Annotated in this window: 14 protein-coding genes; 12 read left to right on the top strand and 2 right to left on the bottom strand. The window is 52.2% G+C overall.

Going from position 1 to position 14,221, the window contains the following annotated elements; genetic code table 11:
* Positions 1-8: 8 nt before the first annotated feature.
* On the bottom strand, positions 9-1,241 hold the full coding sequence (locus PHO67_08580; GenBank protein ID MDD5547191.1) for an HD domain-containing protein: 1,233 nt from the start codon (positions 1,239-1,241) through the stop codon (positions 9-11).
* A gap of 71 nt (positions 1,242-1,312) precedes the next feature.
* On the opposite strand from PHO67_08580, the gene PHO67_08575 reads away from it, so the two are divergent.
* Positions 1,313-1,957 (top strand): RluA family pseudouridine synthase, encoded by a 645-nt coding sequence (locus PHO67_08575; GenBank protein MDD5547190.1) that lies wholly within the window; start codon positions 1,313-1,315, stop codon positions 1,955-1,957.
* Here PHO67_08575 and PHO67_08570 read toward each other — a convergent pair.
* Positions 1,938-2,519, bottom strand: a complete 582-nt coding sequence (locus PHO67_08570; protein ID MDD5547189.1) for a hypothetical protein — start codon at positions 2,517-2,519, stop codon at positions 1,938-1,940. The two genes, PHO67_08575 and PHO67_08570, sit on opposite strands and share 20 nt — an antisense overlap.
* 111 nt (positions 2,520-2,630) lie before the next feature.
* Between PHO67_08570 and PHO67_08565 the strand changes: the two genes are divergently transcribed.
* Genes PHO67_08565 through PHO67_08515 form a run of 11 tightly spaced genes read left to right on the top strand, consistent with a single transcriptional unit; the run spans position 2,631 to position 13,911 of the window.
* Positions 2,631-3,047, top strand: coding sequence for a secondary thiamine-phosphate synthase enzyme YjbQ (locus tag PHO67_08565; GenBank protein MDD5547188.1), 417 nt, complete (start codon positions 2,631-2,633; stop codon positions 3,045-3,047).
* Position 3,048: 1 nt separating this feature from the next.
* The gene (locus PHO67_08560; GenBank protein MDD5547187.1) at positions 3,049-3,546 is read left to right on the top strand and encodes a ferritin family protein; all 498 of its coding nucleotides are present in this window, start codon (positions 3,049-3,051) and stop codon (positions 3,544-3,546) included.
* Position 3,547: 1 nt separating this feature from the next.
* Entirely contained in the window at positions 3,548-4,546 is a 999-nt protein-coding gene (locus tag PHO67_08555) for a radical SAM protein (protein MDD5547186.1), read from the top strand.
* A 3-nt stretch (positions 4,547-4,549) separates the two neighbouring features.
* The gene (pyk, locus tag PHO67_08550; protein ID MDD5547185.1) at positions 4,550-5,602 is read left to right on the top strand and encodes a pyruvate kinase; all 1,053 of its coding nucleotides are present in this window, start codon (positions 4,550-4,552) and stop codon (positions 5,600-5,602) included.
* A gap of 21 nt (positions 5,603-5,623) precedes the next feature.
* Positions 5,624-5,875, top strand: coding sequence for a zinc ribbon domain-containing protein (locus PHO67_08545; GenBank protein MDD5547184.1), 252 nt, complete (start codon positions 5,624-5,626; stop codon positions 5,873-5,875).
* 24 nt (positions 5,876-5,899) lie between these two features.
* Positions 5,900-6,919, top strand: coding sequence for a zinc-dependent dehydrogenase (locus PHO67_08540; protein ID MDD5547183.1), 1,020 nt, complete (start codon positions 5,900-5,902; stop codon positions 6,917-6,919).
* A gap of 33 nt (positions 6,920-6,952) precedes the next feature.
* On the top strand, positions 6,953-7,510 hold the full coding sequence (locus PHO67_08535; protein ID MDD5547182.1) for a LemA family protein: 558 nt from the start codon (positions 6,953-6,955) through the stop codon (positions 7,508-7,510).
* A gap of 6 nt (positions 7,511-7,516) precedes the next feature.
* On the top strand, positions 7,517-9,001 hold the full coding sequence (locus PHO67_08530) for a M48 family metalloprotease (GenBank protein MDD5547181.1): 1,485 nt from the start codon (positions 7,517-7,519) through the stop codon (positions 8,999-9,001).
* A 46-nt stretch (positions 9,002-9,047) separates the two neighbouring features.
* Positions 9,048-9,881 carry a 3-hydroxy-5-phosphonooxypentane-2,4-dione thiolase gene (gene lsrF / locus PHO67_08525; protein ID MDD5547180.1) on the top strand — a complete coding sequence of 278 codons (834 nt, stop codon included), beginning with the start codon at positions 9,048-9,050 and terminating at the stop codon, positions 9,879-9,881.
* Positions 9,882-9,898: 17 nt separating this feature from the next.
* Positions 9,899-12,658: a PAS domain S-box protein gene (locus PHO67_08520; protein MDD5547179.1), complete on the top strand. Its 2,760-nt coding sequence runs from the start codon at positions 9,899-9,901 to the stop codon at positions 12,656-12,658.
* A 26-nt stretch (positions 12,659-12,684) separates the two neighbouring features.
* Positions 12,685-13,911 carry a carbohydrate binding domain-containing protein gene (locus PHO67_08515; GenBank protein MDD5547178.1) on the top strand — a complete coding sequence of 409 codons (1,227 nt, stop codon included), beginning with the start codon at positions 12,685-12,687 and terminating at the stop codon, positions 13,909-13,911.
* The last annotated feature ends 310 nt before the right edge of the window (positions 13,912-14,221 follow it).

Genomic DNA, 14,221 nt, shown 5'->3' with positions numbered 1-14,221 from the left:
GTTATTTCCTACATTAGGGAAATAGAGAGGTTGCGCAGGACCGGGATAGCTTCCTTGACCACGGCCGGGTCGAACTGTGTCCCGGCGCATTTTTCGATCTCGTCGCACGCGGAGTCCTTGCCCAGGGCCTTTCGGTAAGTCCTTGTCGATGTCATCGCGTCGAAAGCGTCGGCGACCGAGATTATCCTTGTTCCTAAAGGTATCTGGTCGCCCTTAATCCCCATCGGATAACCCTTCCCGTCATAGCGTTCGTGGTCGGAGCTGGCTATCAGCGCTATATCCTTAAAGTCTGTGATCGTCTCGAGCAGCTCACGCGTAAATACGGCGTGTATCTTCATCGTCGCGAATTCCTGGGGCGTGAGCTTCCCGGGTTTGCTTATGAGGCTTTTTGCGATGCCCAGTTTCCCGACGTCATGGAGCAAGGCGGCCCATTTTGTCTTGGTTATCTCGTCGTGGGAGAGGTTCATCGCGAGCGAAATGAGCATCGAATAGACCGAGACCCTTTTGGAATGCCCGATCATCGAAGGGTGTTTTGTGTCTATAAGTTGCGAGAAGACCTCGCAGGCGATACCTACCGCGTCGACGCTTCCGGGTATATCCACGGGGCCGGTCTCTTCCCTTACCCTGTTAAATACAGCCGGTATCTTTTCCTTGGCCGATACTTCCTCGATAAGCCCTTCGTCCCTGAGGACCCTTATGGCCGTTTCGACGAGCTCGGCCGAAACGCGCTCATTCGACCATGAGGAGATCTCTTTCTCTATCGCTTTTATGCCGCGCACCGATTCGTTCCTCATGAGCATATCCAGCTGGTCGGAGAGCAGTATTATCTGCGCGCCCAAAGGGATCTCATTGCGCTGCTTACCGAGCGGATAACCCCTGCCGTTATACCGTTCATGGTGGTTCAGGATAAGCTTGGCTATCGTAGAGAGGTTCGGTATCTGGCTGGTCAGTTCCGCGCCGATGATAGGATGGGAGAGTATTATCGGGTCCTTAGTCGGGTCTTCCTGCGCGAAAAGATAATGCGTTATATGTTCGGGAAGCGCGAGATAACCGATGTCATGCAGGAGCGAGGCGTAAAATATGGTCTTTCTTTCGTCGGGGACGGTCGCCTTTGCGAATTGAGAGGCGAATATGCCTACGCGCCATGAGTGGTAAAGGTTAGTGCCTTCGCTCATGACATCAAGGACATAAGCGATAGCGGAGACGAGTTCATTGATAGTGCGAGTTGTATTTATGTCCATACTATTTATATAAACTTATCATATAAATTTTACGTTGTCAATTCATCTCTGCCGGATGTATAATCACGTCGATGAGCGGAATCAAGATACTCTATGAAGACGACCATATAATGGCCGTAGATAAGCCGCCGGGGATGCTTGTGATCCCGACGCCTAAGGGTGAGCCGAATACCCTCACGAGCCTTTTGAACCGCGAGCTCGACGCCCGCGGTATAGAGGCGAACGCCCACCCGTGCCACCGCATTGACAGGGATACTTCCGGGCTCATAATATATGCGAAGGGGAAGAAGGCCCAGCAGGCGATGATGGAGGAGTTCAGGGCCCGCAGGGTCAAGAAATCATACATCGCTTTTGTCCACGGACGGCTCGGCAGGAAGGCGGGCACGATCGACCGCCCGATAGAGGGCAAGAAGTCCGTGACGCGATACAAGGTGATCGAGGAGCGAAGGGATTTTTCGGTCGTAGAGATCGAGCCGGAGACGGGCAGGACCAACCAGATAAGGATCCATTTTAAGTCGATAGGCCATCCGCTGGTCGGAGAAAGAAAATTCGCGTTCGCCAAGGATTATAAACTTAAGTTCAGGAGGGCGGCGCTTCATTCCCACAAGATCGGGTTTGAAGATCCGTTTACTAAAAAACCCCTTGGTTTTACGACCCCGTTGCCGGAAGATATGGCGAAGTTCCTTGAAGCGGCCCCTATTGTATATGCGGGGTGAGGATTATTTCGAGATCGCTTTGCGAGGCGGCGGAGAAGAAATACTTGTCGAACTCCGCGTCCTTCTGGAGCCCTCCGATCGGGATCGATTGGCCGTCTGCCGCGATGACGGTCGTGCTTAACGTCTTGATATCTATTGTCCGGCGCTTCCTGTCCCGCACGAAGCTTATTTCGGGGGTGAGCGTTATCTCCACGGCGTTATTCCCGACTATGCGGGGCTCGACCTTCAATTTAGTCCCGATATCCTTTATCACCACTTCCTCTTCTTCTACGATATAGCCGTGCTCGAAGAGGAATGTCCTGTAAAAGTTCACAAAGGGAACTTCTTCCCCGACAAATATGCTCGCCGAGAACCCGTCCAAGACGACGATGAATTGTTTTGAGTAAGAGCTGTTCTTGCCTGTGCGCCACTGCGCAGCGCCGATACCCCGGCCGCTCTCACCGGACTGCCTGTATTCCACGTCAATGCGTATGTTCCTCGGCCGGTAGTCCTCTCCGGCGATCGCGTGAGAGTAGGACAGGAATACGGCGGCAACAGCTATAATTAACTTAATATATCTCATGAACATATGATATCATTCCTAAAAGAAGAATCAAATATATTAATAAGGCCAAGCGAGACTTAAATTTCTGACGTTGATATACCTTATGATTCTTGTTATAATTGATAAATTATGAAAGCCTATACCGAGTATCTCGTATTCAATACCGAAAAGAGGTACGAGATCGTAAATATCACCGCCCAGGTCGAGAAGGCGCTCGATAAGAGCGGCATAAAGGAAGGGTTCTGCCTGGTAAATGCCATGCACATCACTGCAAGTGTCTTCATTAACGACGACGAGGACGGGTTGCACCGGGATTTCCTGGACTGGGTAGAGAAGCTGGCGCCTTACGGCGTCGAGAGATACAGGCATAACCGCACAGGAGAGGATAACGGCGACGCACACCTCAAAAGGACCATAATGGGCCGGGAAGTAGTCGTAGCCGTGACGAAGGGAAAGCTCGATTTCGGGCCGTGGGAACGGATATTCTACGGCGAGTTCGACGGACAGAGGCGCAAGAGGGTCCTGGTCAAGATAATAGGGGAATAATATGAAGATAGAGTATAAAGGCGACGAGATAATCATATCGGACTTCAAGCCGTTGGAGGCGTATAAGATCGCGCGCAGGCTCGAGGCCGAGGGGATAAATTTTTACAGTATTTTCCTGTCATCTGTGGATGACGTGGATACCGAAAAGGCGGTCTATTCGCTCCTTACCGAGGAGAGGAAGCACCTGAAATTTTTCAACCAAAAGGTCGAAGAGATCTCCGGGCCTTTCGACGAGAACAGCATAGTCGACGAGATAGATACGAAGGTCTTCGGACCTTTCGGCGAGTCGGTCGACCTGGCCTCAATAATTAAAGACGAGAATAAGGCGATAGACCTGGGCATACTTTTCGAAAAGCGCTCTGTCGGTTTCTTTAAGGCCTGCCTCGGCAAGACATCCGACGCCACGGCAAAAAAGGCTTTTGAGGATATAATAAAAGAAGAGGAGAAGCATCTCGAGTCGCTCATAGAGATCCTGAAAACCAGGAGGAACGGGCCATAAGATGGGGGAGAACCTTTTTTTCCAGTGGCACATAACCGACGCGTGCAATTTCAGGTGCCGCCATTGTTACCAGCATGATTTCACGAAGGCCTCCGACCTCCCGCTGGCAGCCCTCATCAAGATATATGAGAATATTGCTGCGAGCGCAGGCGGCAGGAAGACGAAGATAAACCTGACCGGCGGGGAACCTTTTCTTAGGAATGACTTCTTCAGCCTGCTGCGTTATCTCGACAAACACGATACCACCGAAGAGCTCGCCGTGATAACGAACGCGAGCCTGATAGACGAGGATACAGTCGCGGAACTCAACGGGATAAAGAAATTAAAACAGATAAAGATCTCCCTCGACGGGGCGACTGAAAAGACTAACGACGCGATACGCAGGCCAGGCGCTTTCAAAACCGTACTTGAAAAAATTAACCTGCTTCAGGAGAAGGGCGCCTTCGAAGTCATAATAATGCTTACGGCGATGCGGTCGAACACCTATGAGCTGCCCGCGCTTTTCCAGTTGTGCAGGGACCTCAAGGTCGACGGCCTGATAATAGAGCGCTTCATACCGCTGGGCCAGAGCAAGGGCCTTAAATCCGAGGTCATAGATAAGGACGACTGGAAAAGGCTGGTAGGCGAGATATGCGAATATATGGCGGTCGACGCTATCGAGGATGATATGCTCGCCTGCAAGGCGTTCTGGATAAAGTTCAAAGAAGGCGACGCGGAACTGCTCGGAGCAGAATGCAATCTCGGAGAGGACGCCTTCGCGATAATGCCCAACGGGGACCTGCTCCCGTGCCGCAGGTTCGCCATGAAGATCGGCAACCTCCTCGATAAAAGCCTGGCTGATATAATAAGCGAAAGCAGGGTGCTCAAGGAAGTGACCGATAAGAGCAAATTAAAAGGCAAGTGCCGTACCTGCCGTATAGTTAAATGCCGCGGATGCAGGGCTTTCGCTTACGCGGTCGGGGACGATTACCTGGCCGAAGACGGACTCTGCTGGATATAAAATATGGCAAGACCAAACAGCAAGACAAAGATCATCTGTACTTTGGGGCCCGCGAGCTCGACCGAACCGGTCCTGCGAAGGATGGCCGCTGCGGGAATGGACGTCGCCCGCCTGAATTTCTCCCATTCGACGATCAAAGAGCATAAAGCGAAGATAGGCCTGGTAAGAAAGATAAACGGGCAACGGGAGAAGAAGATACAGGTGCTGCAGGACCTTGAAGGCTACAGGATAAGGATAGGCCGGCTTAAGGACGGCAAGCCGATAGAAGTAAAAAAGAACCAGACCGTCATTCTTACCAACAGGGATGTAGTCGGCGAGCGAAACGTCCTGCCTTTTGATTACAGGGGCCGGCCGGAAGACGTAAGAGGCGCGGAGTTCATTTACATAAATGACGGCAATATCGCGCTCAAGGTAAAAAGGATATATAAGGACCGTATAGAGACGAAGGTATGGGCCGGCGGCCTTATCGGCGAGAGGAAGGGCGTGAACATGCCCGGCGCGTCCCTTCATTTCTCGGGCGTCACCGATAAGGATAAGTCGAGCATAGAGTTTGGGATACGCAATAAAGTGGATTTTATCGCGCAGTCGTTTGTGCGGAACAGGCGTGACATCCTCAACATAGCGAAACTCATCAGGCCCCGCCTGCCGGATTGCAAGATAATCGCCAAGATAGAGAACAGGGAGGGCATCAGGAATATCGACGAGATAATTGCGGCTGCCGACGGCGTGATGATCGCGCGCGGAGATATGGGGGTCTCGATGCCGATACAGCAGATCCCTATCATACAAAAAATGATAATAAAAAGGTGCAACAGGGACGGGAAATTCGCGATAACGGCTACCCAGATGCTAGAGAGTATGACTGAGAACCTGCGCCCGACAAGGGCCGAGGTTACCGATGTCGCAAACGCCATCCTTGACGGCACAAGCTGTGTGATGCTTTCCGGAGAGACGGCGGTAGGCCGCCATCCCGTCGAGACGGTCAAGATGATGGAGAGCATAATAGATTTTACAGAGGGCTACCTTTACGGCAGGTTCATCCTGTCCTGCAAATAAAAAGAGAGGATGCGCGGCAAAATGCCCACTTACGATTACGAATGCCAGAAATGCAAACATATATTTGAGGTCTTCCAGTCTATGGCCGACAAGCGTCTCGAGAAGTGCCCCAAATGCGGCGGCAAGGTCAAGCGGCTCATAAGCGGCGGCGCCGGCGTAATATTCAAGGGCTCGGGTTTTTACGAGACCGATTACAAGAAGAAGCCCCGGCCGGCCCCTTGCGAGAAGGCGACCTCAAGCTGCCCATCAAGCTGCAAGCATAAGCACAAATAGAAAAGGATTTCTATGCGAGTCGCGATGTATTATAGCAACAATGATGTCCGCCTCGAAGAGGCGCCCGTCCCGGATATCGGGCCGGGCGATATCCTCATCCGGGTGGTCTCGAGCGGCATTTGCGGAAGCGACGTAATGGAGTGGTACCGCATCGGCAGGGTGCCGCTTGTCCTCGGCCACGAGATAGCCGGGACGGTTGAAAAGACCGGCGCGGGCGTAAAGAATTTTAAAATAGGCGACCGTATAGCGGCCTCACACCATGTCCCTTGCCTTAATTGCCACTATTGCCTTAGTGGCCACGAAACCGTATGCGAAACACTACGCAAGACTAATTTCTATCCGGGAGGGTTTGCCGAATTTGTTCACATCCCGGCGGTAAATATCGGGAAGGGGGGCGTCTATCCGCTGCCTGCAGACGTCTCTTTTGACGAGGCGACATTCATCGAGCCTCTAGCTTGCGTCCTGCGCGGCCAGAGGCTGGCCGGAATAAAAAAGGGAAAGACAGTCCTCGTAATAGGAAGCGGGATATCAGGCCTCCTGCATATCCAATATGCGCGCGCTCTCGGCGCGAAATTAGTCGCGGCGACAGATATATCGCAATACCGTATCGACGCCGCTAAGAAATTCGGCGCGGATATCGCCTTTAACGCGAAGGAATATTCCCCGGAAAAATTGAAAGCCGCAAACGGCGGTATACTCGCCGACGTAGTCATTCTGTGCGCCGGCGCCAAGTCCGCCGTAGAACAGGCGCTGGCCTCGGTAGAGCGCGGCGGGACCGTCCTTTTTTTCGCGGCCGCAGAGAAAGACCTCATGCTTCCCAAATCCATAAATGATATTTTCTGGCGCAACGAAGCGACCCTTACCAGCTCTTACGCGGCCAGCCCCAAAGAACACCTTGAGGCCCTCGAATTGCTGCGATCGCGCAAAATAAACGCCAAGGATATGATAACGCACCGGTTCGCCCTGGCCGACGCGGGCAAAGGCTTTAAGCTTGTCGCCGGCGCCTCGAATTCCATAAAAGTCATCATTGAACCCCATAAATAAATCGGGTATACTTTAAAAAAGGGAGGTAGCGCTATGGCCGCATTATTTATCATTCTTGTCATCGTAGTCGTCGCGGTGCTTTGGCTGATCGGCGTTTATAACGGCCTGGTCCAGCTGAAGATGCGGGTCAAGAACGGTTGGGCACAGATAGATGTCCAGCTCAAGAGGAGGCACGACCTTATCCCTAACCTCGTCGAGACGGCGAAGGGATATATGAAGTTCGAGCGCGAGACCCTCGAGAACGTCATAAAGGCGCGCACCCAGGCGACCCAGGCGACGACGGTCAAGGACAAAGAGGGCGCGGAGAACATGCTTACCGGAGCTTTGCGCTCACTTTTCGCAGTCGCAGAAAAATATCCGGACCTGAAGGCGAACCAGAACATGCTGGCGCTGCAGGAAGAATTGACCTCTACCGAGAACAAGATCGCCTTCGCAAGGCAGTATTACAACGACGAGGTCACGCGCTATAATACGACTGTCAAGACCTTCCCGGCCAATACGGTCGCCCCGGCGCTGGGTTTCGCCCCGGAAGAATTCTTCGAGCTCAAGGACCTCGCGGAGAGGGAGCCGCCAAAAGTCAGCTTCACCTAGAGTTAAATGCCCTACTCATTTGTCGAGATAGAGAAAGAGAAGACGTGGGTAATAAAAGCAGTCTTCGTCTTTCTGCTGGTATTTTATTTCCTCGTCGCCGAACTCCTCTGGATAGTGACGAGGATGTTTTTTAGTTCCCAGTCTCCGTTCGCCGGCCCGGCGCAGCTCTTCTCCCCGGGAGAATTTGTGATAGTATTTGCCGTTGCCCTCGCGGTCGCATCCCTCCATTGGTACTATTCGACCCGGAATATGATAGCGGATTTGACTAATCTTCTCGACGCCAGGGCGCCGGACCTCGGGGATACCTACCATAAGATGTTCCGGAATGTCGTCGATGAGGTTTCTATCGCCACAGGCGGAAGGAAGATCGGATGCTACGTCGTGCCCTCTAGCGGGATGAACGCCTTCGCCGTATCGGATCTCGAGGGAAATTCCGCCATAGGCGTCACCGAGGGGCTGCTCTCGAGGCTTAGCAGGAGCCAGCTAGAGGCAGTCGTCGGCCATGAGGCCGCGCACATCGCCTCCGGCGACAGTTTTTCGACGACGGTGATATGCTCCCTCTTCGGTATCTACGGCGCGCTACTCGAAGGGATCAACAGGATCACCTTGGGGAGGTCCGGCGACAGCTCCAAAGAGAGGGTTAGCGTCGGCGCGAGGTTCGGGGCGTATCTCCTGGTCGTCTACCTGGTCCTTCTCGTCGTAAAAGGCGCGAACCATCTCCTTAATATGTTCATCTCCAGACAGCGCGAATACCGGGCCGACGCCGTCGCGGTCCGCCTAACAAGGGACCCGGTAGCGCTCTCCGAGGCCCTCTATCTTATATCAAGGGGGTGGCGCGGGGTGGGAGTGATACCCGGCTCGCTCTCGCCGATATTCATAACGGCCCCGGATACCGACAGCCTCTCGGAGTCCGAGGGCATATTTTCCGACCTCTTTTCGACGCATCCGCCGTTCAAGAACCGCCTTAATATACTGCTCGACATGGCGCACTCCGACTTGCAGTCTTTAAAGAGCGGTATAAGGACGGCGCCTAAGACAGTGGTCGAAGAGGAGCCGGTCGAATTGGAAGGGCTTTCCGTTGACGCCCGGAGAGGAGGGCCGTTCTGCCCTAAATGCGGCCAGGCGCTTTCGGAAATATCATATGAGGGCGCGCCGGCAATGAAGTGCCGTTTTTGCGGAGGGGTTTTGGCCGCCTCCGATGTAGCAACCAGGATAATCGCGAGGGAAAATTATTTATTTCCCGGAGAGATAAGAGAGTCCTCCGAAGCGCTCATGAAGAGCCATTGGAGGGAGAACCCGCCTAACTTCTTTAACGTGACAGATAAGTTGGCCTGTCCCAGGTGCCGGGAGGCGATGGAACGCGGCTTCTTCACGTACGGGCTGCCGGTCATCATAGATAAATGTTTTAAATGCGGGAATATCTGGTTCGATAAGGGTGAGCTCGAGATGCTCCAGTACCTGATCGAGAAGAGCAGGAACGGGGAGTTATGAACGAAACGTTTCTAATCCTCTTGAAAAATGAGTCAAATAGGGTATAATTAAATATACTGCCCACCAAAAAAGGAGTTACAACATGGATTGGGGACTCAAGAACCGCCTAAGCCGGATAATAAAGCCGGATGGCCGCACAGTCATGCTCGCAATAGACCACGGATATTTTCTCGGGCCCGTCCAGAGATTAGAAGATCCTTCCAAGACAATCAAACCGCTGCTTCCTTATACAGACGCGCTCATGCCCACGCGGGGGGTGCTGCGGAATTGCGTTGATGCCGGCATCGATATACCGATAGTCCTCAGGGCCTCAGGCGGGAACACCATAATAGGCGAAGACCTCTCCAATGAAGAGATCACGGTCTCAATGAAAGACGCGGTCCGCCTGAATGTTTCGGCCGTTGCGTTCTCTATCTATATAGGTTCGAAGCATGAGCACCAGACTATCGTAAATTTTTCAAGGCTCGTCGACGAGGGGATGGAATACGGGATACCGGCATTGGCAGTGACCGCGGTCGGGAAGGAGCTTGAGAAGAGGGACGCCCGTTACCTGTCGCTCTGCTGCAGGATCGCCGCGGAATTAGGCGCAAGTTTCGTGAAGACTTATTATTGCGAAGATTTCGAGAAAGTGGTAAAGAGCTGCCCTGTGCCGCTCGTCATCGCAGGCGGCCCGAAGTTAAAAACGGAGACAGACGCGCTCGAGATAGCGTATGAGGCGATAAAGCGCGGCGCGTGCGGGGTGGATATGGGGCGCAATATATGGCAGTCCGGAAATCCGGTGGCGATGATAAAGACGATCCGCGCCATCGTCCACGACAACATCTCTATTGACAAGGCGAAGCAGATGCTGGATACCCTCAAAGGCAAGACTAAGCCCTGAACGGAGCGTAGGAGTTAATGTTCGTAAACCTCTTCGTAAAGAACGATAAGTGGGTCAAGGATAATAAGGTCGCTTTCGCATTATTCGATGACTTTGGGGTGGGCGTTGCCGTAATAAGCCCGGAGATGCAGATCCTCGCCTTAAACAAAGTCATGAAGAAATGGTTCCCGGAAGTGGACGTAAACAAAAAGCCTATCTGTTATACCTGTTTCAATAACCCGCCGCGCAACGAGAAATGTTCATATTGTCCGACCGCAAAAACCCTAAAAGACGGAAAAGTCCATGAAGCCGTCACCGAGACGCCCCGATTTGATAGAATAGTAAATTTCCGCGTGGTCTCCTCGCCGGTCAAGGACAGGGCCGGCAACATAATCTCCGTGATCGAGGTCGTAGAGGATGTGACCGAACATAAACGCCTGGACGAAGAGAGGGCGAAGACGGAAAAGAAATACCGTTCCCTTGTCGAAAAACTTCCGGCGGTCACTTACATCGCGGACCTGGGCAAGGACAGCAGGACGCTTTTCATCAGCCCCCAGATCAAGGACCTGCTGGGGTTCACCCCGGAAGAGTACTATAGGGCGGAGGGGGAGATATGGCTGAAACAGCTGTATCCGGAAGACCGCGACAGGGTCGTTGCCGAGTTGGAGAAATGCCATAAGTCCATGTCGTCTTTCCGGATGGATTACAGGATGGCGAGGAAGGACGGCCGCGTCATATGGGTCACCGATGAGGCGTCGGTAATAAAAGACGAATCCGGGAAGCCGCTCTTCCTCCAGGGTGTCATGTTCGATATCACAAAGAGGAAGCGGACCGAAGAAATACTTAAAGAGATCGAGAAGCAGCAGGAAGCCATACTCGACAACATCCCCGATATCGCGTGGCTCAAAGATAAGGAGAGCAGGTTTATCGCGGTAAATGAGCCGTTCAGCAGGGCTTGCGGAGTAGCGCCCAAAGACCTCGTTGGTAAGAACGATTTTGATATATGGCCCAGGAACCTCTCGGAGAGCTACAGGGCTGATGATGCCGAGGTCATACGGACGGGGAGGAGAAAAATAATAGAAGAGCCGATGCACGATAAGGACGGGAGGGTGCAGTGGATAGAGACGATCAAGACCCCCATCTTTAACGAGAAAGGCGAGGTTATCGGCACGACCGGCATCGCGCGCGATATTACCGTGAGAAAAAAGCTCGAATTCCAGCTTAAGGAATCCGAGGAGAAGTTCCGGAGGATCTTCGAGTCGGCTAACGACGCGATATTTATCGCGGATCTGCGGACAGGCGAGATATTAGATGTAAACAAAGCGGCGGAGAACCTGATGGGCAAGCCCAGAAAGGGGCTCATCGGTATAAGCCAGGCCAAGCTTCATCCGCCGGAAGAAGTCGAGAGCTATAAGGAAAAATTTTACAGTATAACCAGCGATGCGCAGGAAATGAAAAACTCCCATACTCCCTCCCTTGAGGCGGAGATATTCAATTCAAAGGGCGAAAGGGTGCCGGTCTATATAAGCGTCTCTGTCTTCGAGATCGGCGGGAGGAAAGTGGCGCAGGGGATATTCAGGGACATTTCGGAGCTCAAGAGGATAGAGCGCGAGAAAAAAGAGGCTGAAGCCCTCGCCCTCATAGACCCGCATACCCAGCTTTATAATTACCGTTATCTCCAGAGGAGATTGCATTCTGAATTTGAATTATCGAAACGCAGGGCCACGCCCCTTTCGATACTTATGGTGGACATAGATTATTTCAAATCCGTAAACGACACCTACGGGCACGAGTACGGCGATACGGTCCTGCAGGAGTTCGCTATAGTCCTGCAGCATGCCTCCCGGGGCATAGACATTGTCACAAGGTTTGAAGGCGAAGGGTTCGCGATCATCCTGCCCGATACGGAAGAGAAGGGCGCCTTGGCCTTTGCCGACAGGATACAGAGGATAATGAAGAAACACAGGTTCGGGGCAAGCAAAGTAAAACTCAGGATAAGCATAGGTATCTGCTCGTATCCCGAGGACGGCATTGCTACCGTTGACCAGCTGCTTACGACTGCGGACAAGTGCGTACGTCATGCGAAAGAACAAGGCGGGGACACGATAAGCGTGTGCAGCCAATTGCGTAAGAAGAAAACCGCGCGAAACCCCGTAGATCCCGATTCGCAGAAGCGGGTTAATAATATCACGAATAAATTCGTAGACCTGTTGAAGCGCAACAGGCTGAACACGATAGAGGCGGTCTATGCCCTGGCTCACACGGTCGGCGCCAAGAATGCCTATACCGAGGAACATTCGGAAGAGATGGTGAAGTTATCGACGGAAGTCGGCAAAAAAATGAATCTTACCGACCAGGAGCTCGATGACCTCAAGCACGGCGCCATGCTCCACGACATTGGCAAGCTCGGCGTCAGCGAGAAGATCCTTCTCAAACGCGGCAAGCTGACCAAGAAGGAATTCGAGGTGATAAAGAAGCATCCGCAGATCGGCGCGGACATAATCAGGCCCGTCCATTTCCTTAAGGATGTCGTTCCGATCATCCTGCACCACCACGAGAGATACGACGGATACGGCTACGGTTCCAAATTGAAGGGCGATGAGATACCGATCGGCGCCAGGATAATAGCGGTCGTGGATGTCTACCAGGCCCTGGTCTCCAACAGGCCTTACCGGAAGGCCTATTCAAAGAGGGAGGCCCTTAAGATAATAAGAGAGGAATCCGGGACGCATTTCGATCCGAAGATCGTGGCGATCTTCATGGAGATAGTGACGAAAGAGAAGAAGGCAAAAAAATGATCCTGTGGGGGAGAAAGGTGTTTTAAATGCTGCGAATATTTTTAGTCGCGCTCATCATTGTGATCACGGTCCCTCTGTATGCCGCCGAAACCCCTCTGGTCGGGAGGAACCTCCTTAAGAACGAGAGTTTCGAGAACCGTCCCGGTTTCAAGGACGAGACGCCGCTCGATTGGGGCAGCTGGAATTCCGATTATAACGGGATCTCTACGACGGAAAGCAGGAGGGGGCAGCAGTCGGTATATATCAATTGCCCGAAACAGAATGATTCGACCGGCATCTTCTTTACCAATAAGAAAGTTAAACCGGGTAACAGGTATAAGTTTACCGCGCATTTCCTAAACTGCGCGTCGGACCCGTTAAGCGGCAACGCCTTCGGCCAGCTGCATATAGAATGGCGCAAGACGACCAAGGATAAAGATAACAAGGATGTAGTGACGGAACTAGGCCGTGATTACGGGCCGGTGTTCGAGTCCGGGACACCGACTATGAGGTGGACAGCAATTACCATGTCAGCCATAGCCCCGGTCGATGCCGATAACTGTAATTTCGTCGTGGAGTTCCTTAATAAAGAGAACGGCAGCGGAAGGTTCTACGTTGACGACGTATCGGCGGAGGAGATAAAAAAGGGTATTGGCATCAAGAAATATATCCTTTCTGGGTCGCGCCCCGGCACCAGGGCCGCCAGACCCGCGGAAAAAGGCGGAACGGAAAAGCCTAAAACGGGAGAAGGCGACGGCCAGGACGAGGAGACCGGGTTGTCATTGATGGCGGTCGATTTCAATTTCGGAGACATGGGCCCAGGCGGCGTTTGGGCAAAAGACCCTAACGACAATACCCAGGGCTGCACAACGGCCATTAACTCGCAGGTCAAGCACGGGGATGCGGGTTTCTCCCTTCAGATCGACTACGACGTAGATTCCCCGAATCCCGCCATGATCGGCGTTTGGCTGAAACTGCAGGATCTGGACCTTTCGCAATACGGCAAATTGAGCCTTTGGGTCAAAGGCGACGGCTCGACCGGATTTTCGAAGAACATAAAATTGGAACTAAAAAACTCCAAAGGGGAAACCGGGAAATATACCCTTTCCGGAATAACAAAGGATTGGAAAAGATTTGCGATACCGCTGAAGGAATTCGCGGATATAACTAATTTTTCTTCTGTGACGGAATTTGTCATCCGGTTTGATGACGTAGTGAATGCCGATAAAAAATCCGGAAGGATATACATAGACGATCTGTCATTCGTGAGATAAGGCCTGTTTCATTTTTTGCGTGACGATGCGCACGTGGGCAAAAAATTGCTGAAAAATAGCAAATTAGTTTTCTTGACAAAGATACGATAGCATGGTAAATTTTACCTAGTTCCTTAATAATCCTCGAACCTAATAAAGCCACATTGTATTTTCCTTTATTCTGCCCTCGGGGGCAGAAGTATGGAAAACAACAGCAACAAAAAGGAAAGGGGGTAAGAGTGAAGAAACTATTCTTCCTCGGGTTAGTAGCAGGGTTGGTTCTGGTTTCGTCTTCAAATGTTTACGCTAATCTTATAACCAATCCGGGTTT

The sequence above is a fragment of the Candidatus Omnitrophota bacterium genome (assembly GCA_028716565.1).
Taxonomy (GTDB): Bacteria; Omnitrophota; Gorgyraeia; order Pluralincolimonadales; family Pluralincolimonadaceae; genus Pluralincolimonas.
The sequence above is the reverse complement of the archived record's forward strand: the minus strand, read 5'-3'. Positions and strand labels throughout refer to the sequence as shown.

Bases quoted from the DNA above. Each gene is read 5' to 3' on its own strand.
- PHO67_08580 (MDD5547191.1), bottom strand. From the start codon at position 1,241: ATGGACATAAATACAACTCGCACTATCAATGAACTCGTCTCCGCTATC.
- PHO67_08575 (MDD5547190.1), top strand. From the start codon at position 1,313: ATGAGCGGAATCAAGATACTCTATGAAGACGACCATATAATGGCCGTA.
- PHO67_08570 (MDD5547189.1), bottom strand. From the start codon at position 2,519: ATGAGATATATTAAGTTAATTATAGCTGTTGCCGCCGTATTCCTGTCC.
- PHO67_08565 (MDD5547188.1), top strand. From the start codon at position 2,631: ATGAAAGCCTATACCGAGTATCTCGTATTCAATACCGAAAAGAGGTAC.
- PHO67_08560 (MDD5547187.1), top strand. From the start codon at position 3,049: ATGAAGATAGAGTATAAAGGCGACGAGATAATCATATCGGACTTCAAG.
- PHO67_08555 (MDD5547186.1), top strand. From the start codon at position 3,548: ATGGGGGAGAACCTTTTTTTCCAGTGGCACATAACCGACGCGTGCAAT.
- pyk (MDD5547185.1), top strand. From the start codon at position 4,550: ATGGCAAGACCAAACAGCAAGACAAAGATCATCTGTACTTTGGGGCCC.
- PHO67_08545 (MDD5547184.1), top strand. From the start codon at position 5,624: ATGCCCACTTACGATTACGAATGCCAGAAATGCAAACATATATTTGAG.
- PHO67_08540 (MDD5547183.1), top strand. From the start codon at position 5,900: ATGTATTATAGCAACAATGATGTCCGCCTCGAAGAGGCGCCCGTCCCG.
- PHO67_08535 (MDD5547182.1), top strand. From the start codon at position 6,953: ATGGCCGCATTATTTATCATTCTTGTCATCGTAGTCGTCGCGGTGCTT.
- PHO67_08530 (MDD5547181.1), top strand. From the start codon at position 7,517: ATGCCCTACTCATTTGTCGAGATAGAGAAAGAGAAGACGTGGGTAATA.
- PHO67_08520 (MDD5547179.1), top strand. From the start codon at position 9,899: ATGTTCGTAAACCTCTTCGTAAAGAACGATAAGTGGGTCAAGGATAAT.
- PHO67_08515 (MDD5547178.1), top strand. From the start codon at position 12,685: ATGCTGCGAATATTTTTAGTCGCGCTCATCATTGTGATCACGGTCCCT.